Below are 17,958 nucleotides of genomic sequence, written 5' to 3' on the forward strand. Positions count from 1 at the left end.
CGCCGCGCTTCCCCGGCCGGACCCCGCGCGGGAGCGTGACTTCGTTACTTCAGTACGAGCGAGGTCCACGACTTGATCCACGGCTCGCGATTGTCGGCGATCTTCTTCGGGTCCATGGTTTGCGGCTTGTCGACCGTCACACCGTGCTCGGTGAACAGCTCGGGCAGCTCGATGCCCTCGCGCACCGGGTTCACGAACATGTTCAGCGGCATGTCCGCCTGGAACTCCTTGCCCGCGAGGAAGTCGAGGAGCGCCTTGCCGCCCTTCTCGTTCTTCGCGTTGCTGAGCAGGCCCGCGTACTCGACCTGGCGGAAGCAGGTGCCGGTCGCGACGCCGGTCGGGGCCTTCTTCGGCTGCGGCTCTCCGTAGAGGACCTCTACGGGCGGCGAGGAGGCGTAGGAGACGACGAGCGGCCGGTCGCCCTTGGCCTTCTTGCCGCCGGCGGACCCGGAGAACTCCTCGTTGTAGGCCTGCTCCCAGCCGTCGACGACCTTCACGCCGTTGGCCTTGAGCTTCTTCCAGTAGCTCTCCCAGCCCTTGTCGCCGTACTTCGCGGCGGTGCCGAGCAGGAAACCGAGGCCGGGAGAGGAGGTCGAGGCGTTCTCGGTGACGAGGAGGTTCTTGTACGCGGGCTCGGTCAGGTCCTCGAACGACTTCGGCGGCGCGAGCTTCTTGTCGGCGAAGTACTTCTTGTCGTAGTTGACGCAGATGTCACCGCTGTCGACGGGCGTGACCCGGTGCTTGCCCTGGTCGACCCGGAACTCCGGCTTGATCTTCTCCGAGCCCTTGACCTCGTACGACTGGAAGAGGCCGTTGTCGAGCGCCCGCGAGAGGAGAGTGTTGTCGACGCCGAAGAAGACGTCGCCCTGCGGGTTGTCCTTGGAGAGGATCGCCTTGTTCACGGCGGCGCCCGCGTCACCGTCCTTGAGGACCTTGACCTTGTAGCCGGAGCGCTTCTCGAAGTCCTTCAGCACGTCCTTGGAGACGTTGAAGGAGTCGTGGCTGACGAGGGTCACGCTCTTGGAGTCGGACCCTCCGGAATCACTGTCGGAGCTGCCGCACGCGGAGACCGCGACGAGCCCGACGCCGACCGCCACGGCGGTGAACGAAACCTTCTTGGTGGTGCCCCTGGTGCTCACTGACTTGGTGGTGCTCACTGGTTTTCCTCCTGGGTGACCAGGAAGAGACGCGGCCCTGCCCGCGCGCCGACGGCACGCGGGCAGGGCGCTACAGCTTGAGTGATGCCCGAACTTCCTACCCAGAATGACCTGGGCGAGGTTCAGAGGGTCTGCGGCCCACCTGTCCAAGGTGCCGCACTCTCAGCGCTGTGGCGCTCCCCTGTCGGAATATGCAGATGTGTGCACGCCCTCCTACAAGGGCGTACGTCCGCCAGACTACCTCTCGGCCGCGGCGAGCTGGCCGCACGCTCCGTCGATCTCCTGACCACGGGTGTCCCGGATCGTGACCGGCACACCATGGGCGGCGATGGCCTCCACGAACGCCTTCTCGTCCTCGGGCCGCGACGCCGTCCATTTGGAGCCCGGCGTCGGGTTCAGCGGAATCAGGTTCACGTGCACCGGCTTGCCCTTGAGCAGCCGGCCGAGCCGGTCACCGCGCCACGCCTGGTCGTTGATGTCCCGGATCAGCGCGTACTCGATGGAGAGGCGGCGGCCGGACTTGGCCGCGTACTCCCAGCCCGCGTCGAGCACCTCCCGCACCTTCCACCGCGTGTTGACGGGGACGAGCGTGTCACGCAGCTCGTCGTCCGGCGCGTGCAGCGAGATGGCCAGGCGGCACTTGAAGCCCTCGTCGGAGAACCGGTGGATGGCGGGCACGAGCCCCACCGTCGACACCGTGATCCCGCGCTGCGAGAGGCCGAGCCCGTCCGGCTCCGGGTCGGTGAGCCGGCGGATGGCGCCGGTCACGCGCTTGTAGTTGGCGAGCGGCTCACCCATGCCCATGAAGACGATGTTCGACAGCCGGGCGGGCCCGCCCGGGATCTCGCCGTCCCTGAGCGCCCGCATGCCGTCGACGATCTGGTGCACGATCTCGCCGGTCGACAGGTTCCGGTCGAGGCCGGCCTGTCCCGTGGCGCAGAAGGGGCAGTTCATGCCGCACCCGGCCTGCGAGCTGATGCACATGGTGACCCGGTCCGGATACCGCATCAGCACCGACTCGACGAGCGTCCCGTCGAAGAGGCGCCACAGCGTCTTACGGGTCGTGTCGTCGTCACAGCTGATGTGCCGCACCACGGACATCAGGTCGGGCAGCAGCGCCTCGCGGAGCTTGTCGCGCGCACCGGCGGGGATGTCGGTCCACTCGGCCGGGTCGTGCGCGTACCGCGCGAAGTAGTGCTGCGAGAGCTGCTTGGCACGGAACGGCTTCTCGCCGATGGCGGCGACGGCTTCCTTGCGCTCGGCGGGCGTGAGGTCGGCGAGATGCCGCGGGGGCTTCTTGGCACCGCGGGGCGCGACGAAAGTGAGTTCTCCGGGTACAGGCATGGTCCTTCCAGTGTCGCAGACATACGACAAGGGGCTCGCCGCCCTGTGGACAACGAACCCCTCACGCACATCTACGCAGGTCAGACCTGGTGTCAACCAGAGCCGACGAAGACCACGAGCAGCAGCCACACCACCGGCGCCGTCGGCAGGAGCGAGTCCAGGCGGTCCATGATGCCGCCGTGGCCGGGCAGCAGCGTGCCCATGTCCTTGATGCCGAGGTCCCGCTTGATCATCGACTCGCCGAGGTCACCGAGCGTGGCGCTCGCCGCGACCGCGAGGCCGATCAGCAGCCCCTGCCACCACTCGCCGCCGTCGATCAGGAAGTGCAGGCACAGCGCGCCCGCGGCCATCGCGAAGGTGACGGCACCGACCAGGCCCTCGCGGGTCTTGCCGGGGCTGATGCGCGGCGCCAGCTTGTGCTTGCCGAAGCGCCAGCCGATCGCGTACGCACCGGTGTCGCTGACCACGGTCAGGAGCAGGAAGGTGAGCACCCGCTGAGGACCGTCGTCCGCGGCCAGCATCAGCGCCACGAACGTCGCGAGGAACGGCACGTAGAAGGCGGCGAAGACACCCGCCGTGACGTCCTTCAGATAGCCCTCGGGCGGCTCGGTCATCCGCCAGACCAGCACGGCGAGCGCGGTGAGCGCCATCGCGACCCACGCGCCCTCGGGCCCGCGGACGTACCCGGCGACGACCATCGCCGCCCCGCCCACCGCGAGCGGCACGAGCGGCGCCTTGATGCCCTTGCGCTCCTCCAGGCGGGAGGTGAGCTCCCAGAGGCCGACGACGACGGCGACCGCTATGACGCCGACGAAGGCGGCCTTCACGACGAACAGCGACGCGACGATCACCGCGCCGAGGCCCACGCCCACCCCTATGGCCGCCCCGAGATCCCGTCCCGCGCTCTTCTTCTGCGGTGCCGCCGGGGCGGGCTTCGGCTGTGGTGCGCTGGGCATGGGCTCCTGCGGAGGCTCGTCACGGAACAGGGGGCCGCCCATCCGAGTGGCCCCCCGGTCGTCGTCCTGGTCTCCGCCGTTCACGGGTACGTCGGGCACGATGGGCATGGGCTGCGTCTCAGACGGAAACAGCGCGTCCTGCGCATCGTACGCGGGACCTGGCGGGGTCGCCCCCTGGCCGGGCCCCTGGTCGGGCGGCCCCCAATACCCGGCTCTGGGCGGCGCCCCCCAGGAAGAGTCGTTCACGGATGGGTTCCCTGATTCCTCGGACTCGAGCCTCGGCTCAGACTTCGAGCAGCTCGGCTTCCTTGTGCTTGAGCAGCTCGTCCACCTGGGTGACGTACTTCGCGGTGGTGTCGTCGAGCTCCTTCTCACCGCGACGGCCCTCGTCCTCGCCGATGTCCCCGTCCTTGATCGCCTTGTCGAGGGCCTCCTTGGCCTTGCGACGGATCGACCGGATCGAGATCTTGGAGTCCTCGGCCTTGGTCTTGGCGACCTTGATGAACTCCTTGCGGCGGTCCTGGGTGAGCTCCGGGAAGGTCACCCGGATGATGTTGCCGTCGTTGCTCGGGTTGACGCCGAGGTCGGAGTCCCGGATCGCCTGCTCGATGTTGCGCAGCGCGCTCTTGTCGAACGGGGTCACCACGGCCATCCGCGGCTCGGGCACCGAGAACGAGGCCAGCTGGTTGATCGGCGTCAGTGCGCCGTAGTAGTCAGCCACGATCTTGTTGAACATCGCCGGGTGCGCACGGCCGGTGCGGATCGCGGCGAAGTCCTCCTTGGCGACCACGACGGCCTTCTCCATCTTCTCCTCGGCCTCGAGGAGGGTCTCTTCGATCACCACTTGCTCCTGCGTGTCTTGAGTGGCCCGGCTAGCACGGGGCGGCCGGCTGCGTCGCGTCTCTTTCCTGCACGGTGTCCGACCGGCAGGGCTTTGTCCATCCCTCTCAAGTGACGTCTCGCGTCCGTCTCTTGAGACTGGTCCAGATCCCTGGGGTCAGGCCCGGCTTCCCTGGTCGCCCACGAGTGTGCCGATCTTCTCACCCTTGACGGCCCGGGCGATATTGCCCTCGGAGAGCAGCTCGAAGACCAGGATGGGCAGCTTGTTGTCCCGGCACAGCGTGATGGCCGTCATGTCGGCGACCTTCAGGTCGCGCGTGATGACCTCGCCGTAGCCGAGCGAGTCGAACTTCACCGCGTCGGGGTTGGTCTTCGGGTCGGAGTCGTAGACCCCGTCCACGCCGTTCTTGCCCATGAGCAGCGCCTCGGCGTCGATCTCCAGGGCGCGCTGCGCTGCGGTGGTGTCGGTCGAGAAGTACGGCATGCCCATGCCGGCGCCGAAGATGACCACACGGCCCTTCTCCAGGTGGCGCACGGCCCGCAGCGGGATGTACGGCTCCGCGACCTGTCCCATGGTGATGGCGGTCTGGACGCGGCAGCCGATGCCTTCCTTCTCCAGGAAGTCCTGCAGCGCGAGACAGTTCATGACGGTACCGAGCATGCCCATGTAGTCGGAGCGGGCCCGGTCCATGCCGCGCTGCTGGAGCTCGGCGCCGCGGAAGAAGTTGCCGCCGCCGATGACGATGGCGATCTGGGCGCCGTCACGGACGACGGCCGCGATCTCGCGGGCGATGGCGTGCACCACGTCGGGGTCGACCCCGAGGCCGCCCCCACCGGCGAACGCCTCGCCGGAGAGCTTCAGCAGGAAGCGTCCGGCAACTTTGCCGTCGTCACTCTTCGAGTCGGCCTTGGTGGTCATGTGGTTCTCGCTTCTCTTACTAGGCACACATACGAAGAAGGCCACTGCCGGTGGGGTGTTGTTCGCATCCCATGCTCGGCAGTGGCCTCCTCGTCAGATCCTGCGGTCGTACATCGCGCACGAGTGCCGTGCGCGGGCGACCGCTGTCGACCCTAGCGGGGTCTACCGTCGATCGCGGTACGGACTCAGATGCCGACCTTGATACGCGAGAAGCGCTTCAGGGTGACACCGGCCTCGGCGAGAACCTTCTCGACCGACTTCTTGTTGTCCAGCGCGTACGGCTGGCCGAGGAGGGTGGCCTCCTTGAAGAAGCCGTTGACGCGACCCTCGACGATCTTCGGCAGAGCGGCCTCGGGCTTGCCCTCGGCGCGGGTGGTCTCCTCGGCGACGCGACGCTCGGTCTCGACGACATCGGCCGGGACGTCCTCGCGGGAGAGGTACTTCGGCGCGAAGGCGGCGATGTGCTGGGCGATGCCCTTGGCGACGTCGGCGTCGGCCTTGTCCAGCTCGACGAGGACACCGATCTGCGGGGGCAGGTCGGGCATCGTGCGGTGCATGTACGCGGAGACGTAGGCGCCCGAGAACTGCGCGAAGCGGTCCAGGACGATCTTCTCGCCGAGGTTGGCGTTGGCCTCGTCGACGTACGCCTGGACCGTCTTGCCGGCCTCGATCTCGGACGCGAGCAGCGCCTTGAGGTCGGCCGGGGAGGTCTTGGCGATGTGGGCGGCGAGGTTGTTCGCCACGGCCTGGAACTTGTCACCCTTGGCGACGAAGTCCGTCTCGCACTTCAGCTCGACGATGACACCCGAGGTGTTGTCGTCGGCGATGAGGGAGACCACGGCGCCGTTCTCGGCGGAGCGGCCCTCGCGCTTGGCGACGCCCTTCTGGCCCTTGATGCGGAGCGCCTCGACGGCCTTGTCGACGTCGCCCTCGGCCTCGTCGAGCGCCTTCTTGCAGTCCATCATGCCGGCGCCCGTGAGCTCACGGAGCTTCTTGACGTCAGCGGCGGTGTAGTTCGCCATGATCGAAAATTCTCTCTCGAAGTCTGAAAGATCTACGGAGGTCTACGGGTGAACGGCGGGGGCCGACCGGGCCCCCGCCGTCAACTACCGAACCTGTGAGGGTCAGGCCTGCTCGGCGTCCGCGGCCGGAGCGTCCGCGGCGGGCGCCTCGGCGGCCGGGGCGTCGGCGGCCGGAGCCTCGGCGGCGGCCTCAGCCGGCTTCTCCTCGGCCTCGGGGGCCTCGGGGGCCTCGGCGGCCTCCTCGGAGTCAGCCTTCTTCTCGCCCTCGAGCAGGTCGCGCTCCCACTCGGCGAGCGGCTCGCCGGCGGCCTTCTCGCCCGGCTTCTGGTCGCCTGTGGCGACGCCGGAACGGGCGATGAGGCCCTCGGCGACGGCGTCGGCGATCACGCGGGTGAGCAGGGTGACGGAGCGGATCGCGTCGTCGTTGCCCGGGATCTTGTAGTCGACCTCGTCGGGGTCACAGTTCGTGTCGAGGATCGCGACGACCGGGATGTTGAGCTTCCGGGCCTCGCCGACAGCGATGTGCTCCTTCTTGGTGTCCACGATCCAGACGGCGCTGGGCACCTTGGACATCTCGCGGATACCACCGAGGGTCTTCTCCAGCTTGGCCTTCTCGCGCGAGAGCACGAGAAGCTCCTTCTTGGTGAGGCCCGACGCGGCGACGTCCTCGAAGTCGATCTGCTCGAGCTCCTTGAGGCGCTGCAGACGCTTGTAGACGGTCGAGAAGTTGGTGAGCATGCCGCCCAGCCAGCGCTGGTTCACGTAGGGCATGCCGACGCGGGTGGCCTGCTCGGCGATGGCCTCCTGCGCCTGCTTCTTCGTGCCGACGAACATGACCGTGCCGCCGTGGGCGACGGTCTCCTTGACGAACTCGTAGGCGCGGTCGATGTACGACAGCGACTGGAGCAGGTCGATGATGTAGATGCCGTTGCGCTCCGTGAAGATGAAGCGCTTCATCTTCGGGTTCCAACGACGGGTCTGGTGACCGAAGTGGACGCCGCTTTCCAGCAGCTCCCGCATCGTGACGACGGCCATGGCCGTTCTCCTTGAGATTCTCGGTTGTGCCGCGTGTGCCGGACGGCACTCGCGCCTGACGCCCGCTGTGCGCCTTGCCACTGGTTGTCGCCAGGGACCGAGGGGCGCTGACACCGGCATTTTCATGACCAGGTGTCGGGGCGTGCGAAGTCGACCCGGTGACCCGGATCGCCACAAGAAGTGTACGGGACCCGCGGGGCAGCGGGTGACGCCGCTGCCCCTGACCGGCGAAGCCACTGAGATCGACCGGGTGACGCCAACGATCCGGCCCCCAGGACCCCACCGATCCGACCCCGGTGACCCCACCGATCCCGCCGGGGCGACGCCACCGATCTCGCCCGGGTGACCCCACCGATCCCGCCGGGGTGACGCCACCGGTCCCGCCCGGATGACGCCACCGAATCCCACCCGGCGACGCCCCGGCCTCAATCGGCGACGCCCCGGCCTCAACCGGGTGACGGCGTTGTCCACAACCAGTCGGTCGTCCACAGATCCGGACCATGATCCCCGCGGATCCGCCCGGCACGGGACGGTTCTCACATGCGCCTGGAACTGCTGCTGCCAACTCTGGCGGCCCTGCTCGCGACCTTCCTGACCCCGGCCCCCGGCCCGGCCACGGCCTGGCCGGTGGGCACCCGCCCTCCGGTCGTCCGCGGCTGGGACCCCCCGGCCACCGACTACGGCGCGGGCCACCGGGGCGTGGACCTGGCCGCCCCTGCGGGCTCTCCCGTGCGGGCGGTGGCCGCGGGCCGCATCTCGTTCGCGGGGCGGGTGGCGGGGCGCGGTGTGGTCTCGGTGGAACTGGACGGCACAGGCGATCCCCCCCTGCGCACGACGTACGAACCGGTGCGGACGAGGCTGAAGAAGGGCGACAAGGTCACCGCGGGCGCCCCGGTCGGCTTCCTGGAGCCGTCCACGGGCCACTGCCCCACCAGCTGCCTCCACTGGGGCCTGCGCAGGGCCGCCATCTACCTGAACCCCGTGACCCTGCTCCCACCGTGGCTGCTGCGCAGCGGCCCTTCACGCCTGCTTCCCGTGAACGGACCGCTGCCGCCCGGACCGCCGCCCGGACCACCACCGGGCCCACTACCGTGGCCACCGCCGATGAGCACGTACGAGCGAGGCGTCAGCCCCGGACCCCTCGCAGCGCCATGGCCACGGCTGCTTCGGTGATGGCGCCGGGCTGCTCGGCCACCCCGAGCTCGATGCGCCGCACCGCGGCGTCCACGATGCCCTGCAGCAGCATCGCCGCCATCCGGGGCTGCTCGTGACCCAGGTCATCGAGAGCCTCGACGATCATCGCGATGAGGCCGCCGTGCGCGGCGCGGATCTTCTCCCGCGCCCCGGCGTCGAGCTCGCTCGCGGAGATGGCGACCACGGCCCGGTGCCGCCGGTCCCCCACCAGAGCCAGCTGCCGCCGCACATACGCCTCGACCTTGCCCTCGGGCGACTCGGCGCCCTCCATCGCCGCCGCGACCTCAGCCGCCCAGACGGGGAAGTCGACCTCGCACAGCTCTTCCACCACGGCCGCCCGCGACCGGAAGTACTCGTACACGGAGGACCGGGCGAGCCCGGTGCGCTCGGCGAGGGCGGGGAAGGTCAACGCCTCCGTACCGCCCTCGGACAGCAGGGACCGCGCGGCGTCCAGCAGGGCGCCGCGCTGCATCGACCGGTGCTCGGCCACTGAGGCCGCTCGAATCCTTGGCACGGCTCCACTTTACGGACGGGGCGCCGCACACGGGAGCCGCTCCCGCGCCGACGCCGTCGGGCAGGGACGATTCAGCGCGCTCAGCGTCCAAAACTCGCCAGCTTCGCCCGCAGCTGCAGCACGGACTTCGTGTGGATCTGGCTCACCCGGCTCTCGGTCACCCCGAGCACGTTGCCGATCTCGGCGAGCGTGAGCCCTTCGTAGTAGTAGAGGGTCACGACCGTCTTCTCACGCTCCGGGAGCGTGTTGATCGCCCGGGCAAGCAGCCTCCGCAGCTCCCGGTCCTCCGCGACCTCCACGGGGTTGTCGGCCGCGTGGTCCTCGAGCGTGTCCATCAGGCTGAGCCGGTCGCCGCCGTCGCCTCCCGCGTGCAGCAGCTCTTCGAGCGCCACCACGTTGGCCAGCGACAACTGGCTGAAAACCGCGTGCAGTTCCTCCAGCGCGATCCCCATCTCGGCGGCGACCTCGCCCTCCGAGGGAGTGCGCCGCAGCTGCGCCTCCAGCGTGGCGTAGGCCCGCTCGACGTTGCGCGCCTTCTGGCGGACGGAACGGGGGATCCAGTCGAGCGCCCGCAGCTCGTCGATCATCGCCCCGCGGATGCGCGTGATGGCGTACGTCTCGAACTTGATGGAGCGCTCGATGTCGAACTTCTCGATCGCGTCGATCAGCCCGAACACCCCGGAGGAGACGAAGTCGGCCTGCTCGACATTGGGCGGCAACCCCACGCTGACCCGGCCCGCGACGTACTTCACCAGTGGCGAGTAGTGCAGGATCAGCTGCTCCCGCAGCCGCCCGTCGCCCGTCTCCTTGTACGACCGCCACAACTCGTCCAGCGACGAGGGAGCGGGGGGCCGCTCCCGCTCGCCGCTACGAGCGGCGGGGGGAACCGCTGCCCGGTCGGACCCTGAGGTGTGCTGGGGCATTCGTCGCCTTGAGCCGTTCTGCCGTGAACTGGTGAGGTCGCGCGAGCCGGGGAGGTCGCGTGCGTCGGGGAGGTCGCGCGAGCCGGTGGGGTGGCCGGTGTCGCTCGCGCCGGAGCGGTGGGGAGCGTGCGTGGAGTGAATGAGTTCGTCCGTCTGGTCGCCTGTCCGTGTCGGAACCCTTGTGAGCGTAGCGTGACTGAAAGGTCGCAGTGTGCGAAGAGTATGGGATCGCGCGTGCGCAGATACGTTCCGCTGGACCCCTTCAGGAGTCAGAGCCGTCGCGCTGTGTGACGGCTCCGACGTATCAACTGCCCGAATTCCCAAGGTCGTCGGGGGTCATCCGTCCGGCGGAACACGCTCGGTCACGAATCGCCTCCGCCGGGGAAGACCGACAGAAACGCCTGGCGTGTCAACTGCCAGCCGTCGCCGTGTCGTTCGACGAACTCCAACGACTGAAGCTCGTACAGTCGCCCGACCGCGTCATCCTCGGTCGTCCCGGCCCCGACCGCGACGTCCCGTGCCCCCGCGCATCCCCGCGCGGGCAGTGCGGCCAGGACACGCCGCAACCCGGAAGCGAGCAGGTCACGCGGCACGACGGGCCCCCGCCGGGCCGGGGCCAGCTCCCCCATGTCGCCGACCAGCTCGACGACTTCGGCGGCATCGGTCACGAGCACGCCGTCACCCCGCAGCAGTTCGTGCACACCGGCGGACAGGCCGCTGGTGGCGGGGCCGGGCACCCCCATGGTGAACCGCCCCAACTCCCGGGCGCTGCGCGCCGTGGCAAGCGCGCCGCTGCGGTAGGCGGCCTCGACCACCACCGTCCCCCTGGTCAGCGCCGCGATCACCCTGTTCCGCAGGATGAACCGGCTCGGCGTCGGATGATCTCCCGGCGGCAACTCACCGACCACCAGACCCTGTTCCGCGATCCTCCCGATCAGCTCGGCGTGGCCACTCGGATAGGGCCGGTCGACCCCACAGGCGAGCACGGCCACGGTCGCCCCACCGGCGCCGAGCGCCCCCCGGTGCGCGGCACCGTCCACGCCGTACGCCCCTCCGGAGATCACGACCCAGCCGCGCTCCGCGAGCCCCGCCGCGAGGTTCGCCGCCATGTGCGCGCCGTACTCCGTGCAGGCCCTGGCCCCGACGACCGCGACCGACCGGAGCGCCCATATCCGCAGGGACGCCCGCCCCCGCACCCAGAGGCCGAGCGGGCGCGCGTCCCCCAGGTCATCCAGGGTCACCGGCCACTCGGCGTCCCCCGGGCACACGAATCGCCCTCCGACGTCCCGCGCCACCTCCAGATCCCGCTCCGGCAGCACCTTCGCGGCCCGCGCCCGCAACCCTTCCCACCGCCGCACGGTCACTCCCGGCAGCCGCTCCTGCTCCTTCGCCCCGCCGAGCCGCCGCAGCACCTCGCCGGCCCCGACCTCGCGCAGCCACCGCCCACCGACGACGTCCCCCGGCTCCAGGACCCGGGTCAGGGCGACCCGGGCGAGCCGTTCGTCGTCCGACGGCGAGTCGGCGCTCACGTCGCCCCGATCGTCATCGGCACACCGCGTGAGACTCCCGTGCGCAGTTGCAGCGCCAGGGCGACGTCCTGTGCGGAGGGCCGGTCGTGGCCCGCGAGGTCGGCGACGGTCCAGGCCACGCGCAGGACGCGGTCCAGACCACGGGCGGTCAGAAAGCCGCGCTCCAGATCGAGTTCGGCAGCGTCCAGCGCACCGGGGGCCGCCGGCCAGCGCGTGCGCAGCGCGTGTCCGGGAACCTCGCTGTTGGTGCGCCACCCGGTGCCGGCCAGCCTGGCCGCCGCTCTCTCGCGGGCGGTGCGCACCCGGTCGGCGACGGTCTGTGTGGACTCCCCTCGCGTGCCGTAACCGGCCAGTTCGGAGCGGGTGACGGCTTCCACCTCGACCTTCAGGTCGACCCGGTCGAGCAACGGGCCCGAGAGGCGGGCCTGATAGCGGCGGATGACGGAGGCCGGGCATTCGCAGCCGTCACCCAGCAGTGTGTGCCGTCCGCATGGGCAGGGGTTGGCCGCGAGCACCATCAGGAACCTCGCGGGCAGCCGCACCACCCCCGCGCTGCGCGCGATCACCACATGCCCCGATTCGAGGGGCTGGCGCAGGGAGTCCAAGGTCTGGCTGCTGAACTCCGGCGCTTCGTCCAGAAAAAGCACCCCGCGGTGAGCGAGCGAGACCGCTCCCGGCCGGGCGATACCCTTGCCGCCGCCGACGAGCGACTGCATGGTCGCGGAGTGGTGGGGCGCGCAGTACGGGGCGATGTCCACCAGGGGCTTGCCCGGTGGCAGCATGCCCGCGACCGAGTGGACCGCCGTCACCTCCAGGGATTCCTCCCGGGTCAGCCTGGGCAGGACCGCGGGCAGCCGCTCCGCGAGCATGGTCTTTCCGGCCCCCGGCGGTCCTTGCAGGAAGAGGTGGTGTGCCCCTGCCGCGGCCACCTCCACGGCGGTCCTCGCCGACGCCTGTCCGACGACATCGGCCAGGTCCAGTCCATGGGTGTCGTCCAGAGCGCCGCTGAGGCCCGTGCCCACGCCGGTGCCGGGCACGCAGAGCCCCGCGAGCATCGGGTCGGGCCGCCCCGGCTCGTCCGGCTCCTCCTGCGGCACCGGCTCGTCGGTCAGCACCGCGATGAGCTGGCGCAGACTGCGCACACCGAGGACCGAGACGCCCGGGACCAGCGCGGCCTCGGCCGCCGTGCACTCCGGGACGACCACCTGCTCGTACCCCGCGTCGGCCGCCGCGAGGACCGCGGGCAGCACCCCGAGGACCGGTCGCACCCGCCCGTCGAGCCCGAGCTCCCCGATCATCACGATGTCGGTGAGGACCCTCGGGTCGATCCGCTCGGCCGCCCCGAGGACGGCACAGGCGACAGCCAGGTCGAATCCGCTGCCGCCCTTCGGCACCGACGCCGGGCTCAGCCCGACCGTGAGCTTCTTCTGGGGCCATTCGGCGCCGGAGTTGACCACAGCGGCCCTGACCCGGTCACGGCTCTCGGTGAGGCTCTTGTCCGGGAGCCCCACCAGTGTGAACGCCGCGACCCCCGGCTCCAGATCGGCCTGCACCTCGACGACCACGCCCTCGACGCCGACCAGCGCCACCGAACACGTACGCGCGAATCCCATCAGGCCACCCCCCGCGCGTGCTCGACGACGGGAACGCCGCGCTGCGGAATCAGGACTCCGACCAGATCGATGCGGACTCCGCCGGGCGGTGGGCCACCGCGCTCCTCGATCCAGCGCTCGGCCAGTCTCCGCAGCCGCTCGGCCTTGGTCCGGCTCACGGCCGCCATCGGATGCTCGAACGGCGTGGAACCGGTCCGCCCCGCCCTGCGTGTCTTGACCTCGCAGACGACGAGGGCCTCGCCGTCCATGGCCACGATGTCGATCTCACCGGTCCTGCCCGCGCGCCAATTGCGCTCGATGACCGTCATTCCCGACTCGACCAGCCGCCGCGCGGCCAGATCTTCGCCGTACCTGCCGAGTGCTCCCTGTGCGTTCATGCCGGCACCACCTCCGGCATCCACAGTCACGGATCAGCCCGCACCTATTGGATCTTGGTGCACAACTCGGCGATTGTGGAAAACTCCGCCACCCCCGCGAGTGAACCTCGCCGCACCGGCCGTAGCCCTCAGCTGCCCGGCAGTTCGAGATCGCTCTTGTTGAGCTCCTCGATGTTCACGTCCTTGAACGTGAGGACGCGCACCTGCTTGACGAACCGAGCCGGCCGGTACATGTCCCACACCCAGGCGTCCGCCATGGAGACCTCGAAGAAGACCTCGCCTTGGACGGAGTGCACTTGCATCTCGTAGTCATTGGTGAGGTAGAAACGCCGCTCGGTCTCGATCACGTATTTGAACAGACCGACGACATCGCGGTACTCCCGGTAGAGCTTCAGCTCCATCTCGGTCTCGTACTTCTCGAGGTCCTCGGCGCTCATGGCATGTTCCCCTTCAGCCGTGCGTCCCCCTATTGTGCGTCAGCCCCGCGAGCCCCTACACGATTTCCGTGTCGAGGATCTCGGGCCTGTCCGGGGGCCCTTCGCCGAGCAGTCTGTGAAGCAGCTCGGCGAGTCTGGTCGGATACACCGTCTCATGCGCCTCGGCCAGTTCTCGGCACGTCCACCAACGTGCTCCGGCGACACTGCGCCTTTCCAGCTCCGTGAGGCCCTCGGCGGCGATCGCGGTCTGCGACGTACGCGCCAGGTAGTACCACTCGTCCTGGTCCCAGCGCCGTCCGGCGAACGGGAACGAGCAGACCCGCTCCCACAGGACGGGCCCGAGCTCCACCTCTGTGATGCCGGTCTCTTCCCGGAGCTCGCGCAGGGCCGCCTGCTCCCTCGTCTCGTCGCCCTCGACCCCGCCGCCCGGCGTGAACCACCAGTCATCCGCGAGGTTCCCGGGCTCATGGCCGTGCAGCAGCAGGACGCGGTCCTTCGGGTCGAGCAGGACCACCCGCGCCACCCTGCGCAGCGGCCCCGCTGACAGGGCCGCCGCCTCAGCCGGCACTGGCGGTCTCCCTCGTACGACCGCTGCCGCGCCGGCGGCCCGTGCGCTTGGCGATCGGCCCGTACGCCCCGCCGCCCAGAACGAGGACCATGCCCACGACGACCGCGATCACCATCAGGCGCAGCGGTCCTGGTTCGGAGATGCCGCCCGGCATGCCCGCGAAGCCCTCGGGCCGTTCCAGCATGCCGAACCTCTCCATCGGCCAGGCCACCGCGTCGACCCGCCCCTTCACGGCGTCGCGGGGCACCGACCCGTTCTGCCCGTCGTCCAGGTGGACGGTGGAGTCCAGGGAGCCGCTGCGCTCGTCACCGAGCAGGAAGAGGCGGCCCTTGGGGACTGTCGTCTCGGGAATGCTGCTGGTCCCGGTGAACTTGTCCTGGGGAAGATACGGTTCTGCGACTTCCTTGCCGTTCACGGTCAGCTTGCCTTCCTCGCAGCAGGCGATCCGGTCGCCTCCCACGCCGACGACCCGCTTGACCATCGGCAGGTCGCCCCACGTCTTCTGCTTGAAGACGACGACGTCACCGCGGCGCACCTCGTCGCCGTCGATCCGCTGCGCGAGCACACGGTCGCCCGAGCCGATCGTCGGCGCCATCGACCCGGTGGGGACGGTGTACGGCTGGTACAGGACGGCGCCCCAGACGAACCCTCCGAGGAAGAGCACACAGCCGAGGGCCACGGCGATGCCCGACAGCGTGCTGCCGAGCCGTCCGCGGCCCTCGTCCGTACGTTGTGTCCCGCTCATCCCAGTGCTCCCCCGTCTCGGAGACGACCCCGCCGTCCGTATGCACGGACGGCGGAAGATCGGCGATCTGGGACGGCACCCTACCTGGCGGTACTGCCCCCAGAAACCCTCGCGCCGCGGGCGGCGGCCACCGTGAGCCGGCGCCGGCGCCACAGCACGAGCGGCACGGCACCCGCGAGTCCGAGGGCGCCCGGCGCGGCACTGGAGAGGGCGTTGATGCCGGGCTGGTCGAAGGTGTCGGGCTTGGGCAGCGTCGCCCAGCGGGTGGGCGGCCAGGCGATCACGATGGCGCGGCCCACGACGTTGTCCACGGGGACGGCGCCGCCGCCGGGCTGGTTCTGGTGGTAGCGGGAGTCCAGCGAGTTCTGCCGGTGGTCACCCATGACCCAGATTTTGCCCTTGGGTACGGTCTTCTTGAACTGACCGCCCTGGTCGTCGACGCTGCACGGGGTGTTCCCCGCGAAGACGTACGGCTCGTTCAGCGCCTTGCCGTTGACCTTCACCGGTCCGGTGCCCTTGCACTCCACGGTGTCGCCGCCGACCGCGATGACGCGCTTGATGAGGTCCTTCTCGTCGGCGGACGGCATCAGGCCGACCCAGCCGAGGACCCGCTGGATCGCGTTCGGGTCGGGCGTGGGTTCGCCGTCCAGCCAGTGACCCGGGTCCCTGAAGACGACGACCTCGCCGCGCTCGGGCTCGGAGCCGAACCACGGCGTCAGCTTGTCGACGAGGACGCGGTCGCCCTGCTGCAGCGTGTTCTGCATCGAGTCCGACGGGATCGAGAACGCCTGGACCAGGAAGGTCTTGATGAGCAGTGCCAGGACCAGGGCGATGCCGATGAGGAGCGGGAGCTCCTTCCAGAACGACCGGGGCTTCTTGGGCTGCCTGGTGTCCTGCGCTCTCGTCGCGCCGCCGTCGCCGTCACCGCCGTCGCCGCCTGCGGCGTCACTCCCGGGGGCCGCACCGTCCGTGACGGCGTCGACGCCCGGCTCGTCGGATCGTTCCGGCCGCTCCTCGGGCCCCTCGTGTCCGGATCGTGCGCCGACCGCCAAATCCCCCACATCCACTCCTCAGTCCGTGCCGCCGCCTGCCCCAGATGCGATGCAGGCCCACCACTCCCATAACGAGCGGGAGTTCCGCAGGGGTCGGGAGCCGGGTCAATCCGTATCGATCGCCGGGGGCCACCCTATGCGACGCTCCTGTGGCGGTGTCCGATCCCTCACGCGCGTCGGGAACGGACGCATATGTCTCCGGCTTCTCCAGTTTGCGCCAGTGGCCGAAGGGCCAGGCGATGACGACGGCGCGGCCCACCACCTCGTCCTCGGAGATGGTGCCGTTGAACTTCTCGGTGCGGTGGAACCGGGAATCGGCCGAATCGCTCCGGTGGTCGCCCATCATGAAGAGGCGCCCTTCGGGGACCTTCACCTCGAACTCGAAGGCCGACGGCTTGTCCCCGGGGTGGATGTACGGCTCGTCCAGCGGTACTCCGTTGACGGTGACCTTGTCGTTCTTGTCGCAGCACTTCACGGTGTCGCCGCCGACGCCGACCACTCGCTTGATCAGGTCCCGCTCGCTGTCGGAGGGCAGCAGGCCGATCTGGGTCAGGCCTTCCTTGACCTGCTTGACGACCACCGGGTCGTCCTTCTTCTTGCCCTGTTCCTCTTCCAGCCAGTTGCCGGGGTCCTTGAAGACGACGACCTCGCCGCGCTCCGGCTTCGATCCGAACCACGGGGTCAGCTTGTCGACGAGGACCCGGTCACCGACGCGGATCGTCTGCTCCATGGAGCCCGAGGGGATCACGAAGGCCTGCACGAGGAACGTCTTCAGGACGAGGGCTATCAGCAGCGCCACGCCTATGAGGAGGGGTATCTCCTTGATCGCCGAGCGTCGCCGGCGCCGCTTGACCTTCTTGGCGAGCTTGCGCCGCTCGGCCCGGCCCGGCAGTACGGGCCCTTCGGTCGGCCGGGACCCGGTGGGCAGCCGGGTGTCGGCATGGTGGCCTGTGGCCCGTGTCCGCCCGCGGTTACCCATGCGCGCCGCCCGGTGCGGGCACGCGCGCGTAGCTGCCGGGGCGCTTCAGGGATGTCCAGCGGCTGATCGGCCAGGCGATCCAGTCGGCTCTGCCGATGACCTCGTCGACGGGGATCATGCCTCCGCCGGGCTCTCCCAGGTGGTCACGGGAGTCCCGGGAGTCACTGCGGTGGTCGCCGAGGAGGAAAAGGCTGTCTTCAGGGACGACGACATCGAAGGGCACTTGGGAGGCGGCGTCTCCCGGGTACAGGTACGGCTCGTCGACGGGCTCGCCGTTCACCTTGATCCTCCCCCGCTTGTCGCAGCAGACCACCCGGTCTCCCCCTGTGCCCACGACCCGCTTGATGTAGTCGGCATCTCCGAAGTAGCCGCTGCCGTCGAAGACGACCGCGTCACCCCGCTGCGGCTCGGATCCGAAACGGTACGCCAACTTGTTGACGAGTACCCGGTCCCCGGAGCGGAACGCGGGCTCCATGGAGCCGCTCGGGATCTGGAAGGGCTGCATCACGAAGGCGCTGACCAGGAGCATGGCACCCACGCACGACAGGAACGTCAGGGTGAGCCTGCCGCCCGGCAGCCACTCGACGAAGGACGCAAAAACGGAGCGCGACCGTTCCTCCGTCTCCTCGGATGTTTCGGCGACGTGCGGGACGTCTCCGGAATCGGAGGGTGTGGAGGAGCGGTCGCGCTCCGTGTGCTGTGCTTCGGTGTCCATCGGGGCCAGATGCTATCCGGCCCCGCTGTGGACCCGCGC

General features: G+C 69.7%; 19 protein-coding genes and 1 riboswitch. Of the genes, 1 reads left to right on the forward strand and 18 read right to left on the reverse strand.

Features of this window, described 5'->3' with window-relative positions; all coding sequences use genetic code 11:
- Window positions 1-44 precede the first annotated feature (44 nt).
- From AB0N81_RS30910 to rpsB, 7 genes are all read right to left on the reverse strand, one after another.
- The gene (locus AB0N81_RS30910; RefSeq protein WP_365364083.1) at window positions 45-1,157 is read right to left on the reverse strand and encodes a thiamine ABC transporter substrate-binding protein; all 1,113 of its coding nucleotides are present in this window, start codon (window positions 1,155-1,157) and stop codon (window positions 45-47) included.
- Window positions 1,158-1,233: 76 nt separating this feature from the next.
- Window positions 1,234-1,350, reverse strand: a riboswitch (TPP riboswitch).
- A gap of 44 nt (window positions 1,351-1,394) precedes the next feature.
- Window positions 1,395-2,501 (reverse strand): 23S rRNA (adenine(2503)-C(2))-methyltransferase RlmN, encoded by a 1,107-nt coding sequence (rlmN, locus tag AB0N81_RS30915; RefSeq protein ID WP_365364085.1) that lies wholly within the window; start codon window positions 2,499-2,501, stop codon window positions 1,395-1,397.
- Between the two features lie 92 nt (window positions 2,502-2,593).
- A complete protein-coding gene (locus AB0N81_RS30920; protein WP_365364087.1) occupies window positions 2,594-3,703 on the reverse strand; it encodes a phosphatidate cytidylyltransferase in 1,110 nt (369 codons plus the stop codon).
- A gap of 37 nt (window positions 3,704-3,740) precedes the next feature.
- Window positions 3,741-4,298 (reverse strand): ribosome recycling factor, encoded by a 558-nt coding sequence (gene frr / locus AB0N81_RS30925; RefSeq protein ID WP_355811774.1) that lies wholly within the window; start codon window positions 4,296-4,298, stop codon window positions 3,741-3,743.
- 156 nt (window positions 4,299-4,454) lie between these two features.
- Window positions 4,455-5,216 carry a UMP kinase gene (gene pyrH / locus AB0N81_RS30930; RefSeq protein ID WP_365364089.1) on the reverse strand — a complete coding sequence of 254 codons (762 nt, stop codon included), beginning with the start codon at window positions 5,214-5,216 and terminating at the stop codon, window positions 4,455-4,457.
- Window positions 5,217-5,401: 185 nt separating this feature from the next.
- On the reverse strand, window positions 5,402-6,238 hold the full coding sequence (tsf, locus tag AB0N81_RS30935; RefSeq protein ID WP_365364091.1) for a translation elongation factor Ts: 837 nt from the start codon (window positions 6,236-6,238) through the stop codon (window positions 5,402-5,404).
- Between the two features lie 102 nt (window positions 6,239-6,340).
- Window positions 6,341-7,273, reverse strand: coding sequence for a 30S ribosomal protein S2 (rpsB, locus tag AB0N81_RS30940; RefSeq protein ID WP_365364094.1), 933 nt, complete (start codon window positions 7,271-7,273; stop codon window positions 6,341-6,343).
- A 540-nt stretch (window positions 7,274-7,813) separates the two neighbouring features.
- Between rpsB and AB0N81_RS30945 the strand changes: the two genes are divergently transcribed.
- Entirely contained in the window at window positions 7,814-8,446 is a 633-nt protein-coding gene (locus tag AB0N81_RS30945) for a M23 family metallopeptidase (RefSeq protein WP_365364096.1), read from the forward strand.
- Here AB0N81_RS30945 and AB0N81_RS30950 read toward each other — a convergent pair.
- The 11 genes from AB0N81_RS30950 to lepB (AB0N81_RS31000) form a co-directional block, all read right to left on the reverse strand.
- Entirely contained in the window at window positions 8,400-8,957 is a 558-nt protein-coding gene (locus AB0N81_RS30950; RefSeq protein WP_365364145.1) for a helix-turn-helix domain-containing protein, read from the reverse strand. The two genes, AB0N81_RS30945 and AB0N81_RS30950, sit on opposite strands and share 47 nt — an antisense overlap.
- A 104-nt stretch (window positions 8,958-9,061) precedes the next feature.
- Window positions 9,062-9,904 carry an RNA polymerase sigma factor WhiG gene (whiG, locus tag AB0N81_RS30955; protein ID WP_365364098.1) on the reverse strand — a complete coding sequence of 281 codons (843 nt, stop codon included), beginning with the start codon at window positions 9,902-9,904 and terminating at the stop codon, window positions 9,062-9,064.
- Window positions 9,905-10,266: 362 nt separating this feature from the next.
- Window positions 10,267-11,433: a DNA-processing protein DprA gene (gene dprA, locus AB0N81_RS30960; protein WP_365364100.1), complete on the reverse strand. Its 1,167-nt coding sequence runs from the start codon at window positions 11,431-11,433 to the stop codon at window positions 10,267-10,269.
- The gene (locus AB0N81_RS30965; protein ID WP_365364102.1) at window positions 11,430-13,046 is read right to left on the reverse strand and encodes a YifB family Mg chelatase-like AAA ATPase; all 1,617 of its coding nucleotides are present in this window, start codon (window positions 13,044-13,046) and stop codon (window positions 11,430-11,432) included. Before AB0N81_RS30965 ends, dprA begins: the two co-directional genes overlap by 4 nt.
- Complete coding sequence (locus AB0N81_RS30970; protein WP_365364104.1) at window positions 13,046-13,423, reverse strand: YraN family protein; 378 nt, start codon at window positions 13,421-13,423, stop codon at window positions 13,046-13,048. The genes AB0N81_RS30965 and AB0N81_RS30970 overlap by 1 nt, the downstream gene beginning before the upstream one ends.
- 128 nt (window positions 13,424-13,551) lie before the next feature.
- Window positions 13,552-13,860 carry a DUF2469 domain-containing protein gene (locus AB0N81_RS30975; protein WP_005311352.1) on the reverse strand — a complete coding sequence of 103 codons (309 nt, stop codon included), beginning with the start codon at window positions 13,858-13,860 and terminating at the stop codon, window positions 13,552-13,554.
- 55 nt (window positions 13,861-13,915) lie between these two features.
- Complete coding sequence (locus tag AB0N81_RS30980; RefSeq protein ID WP_365364107.1) at window positions 13,916-14,428, reverse strand: NUDIX hydrolase; 513 nt, start codon at window positions 14,426-14,428, stop codon at window positions 13,916-13,918.
- Window positions 14,418-15,173 carry a signal peptidase I gene (lepB, locus tag AB0N81_RS30985; protein WP_365364109.1) on the reverse strand — a complete coding sequence of 252 codons (756 nt, stop codon included), beginning with the start codon at window positions 15,171-15,173 and terminating at the stop codon, window positions 14,418-14,420. The genes AB0N81_RS30980 and lepB (AB0N81_RS30985) overlap by 11 nt, the downstream gene beginning before the upstream one ends.
- A gap of 80 nt (window positions 15,174-15,253) precedes the next feature.
- Window positions 15,254-16,234 carry a signal peptidase I gene (lepB, locus tag AB0N81_RS30990; protein ID WP_365364111.1) on the reverse strand — a complete coding sequence of 327 codons (981 nt, stop codon included), beginning with the start codon at window positions 16,232-16,234 and terminating at the stop codon, window positions 15,254-15,256.
- Window positions 16,119-17,204: a signal peptidase I gene (gene lepB / locus AB0N81_RS30995; RefSeq protein WP_365364113.1), complete on the reverse strand. Its 1,086-nt coding sequence runs from the start codon at window positions 17,202-17,204 to the stop codon at window positions 16,119-16,121. The genes lepB (AB0N81_RS30990) and lepB (AB0N81_RS30995) overlap by 116 nt, the downstream gene beginning before the upstream one ends.
- Window positions 17,197-17,919, reverse strand: coding sequence for a signal peptidase I (gene lepB, locus AB0N81_RS31000; RefSeq protein ID WP_365364115.1), 723 nt, complete (start codon window positions 17,917-17,919; stop codon window positions 17,197-17,199). Before lepB (AB0N81_RS31000) ends, lepB (AB0N81_RS30995) begins: the two co-directional genes overlap by 8 nt.
- Window positions 17,920-17,958 lie beyond the last annotated feature (39 nt).

The sequence above is a fragment of the Streptomyces sp. NPDC093510 genome (assembly GCF_040683555.1).
GTDB lineage: Bacteria > Actinomycetota > Actinomycetes > Streptomycetales > Streptomycetaceae > Streptomyces.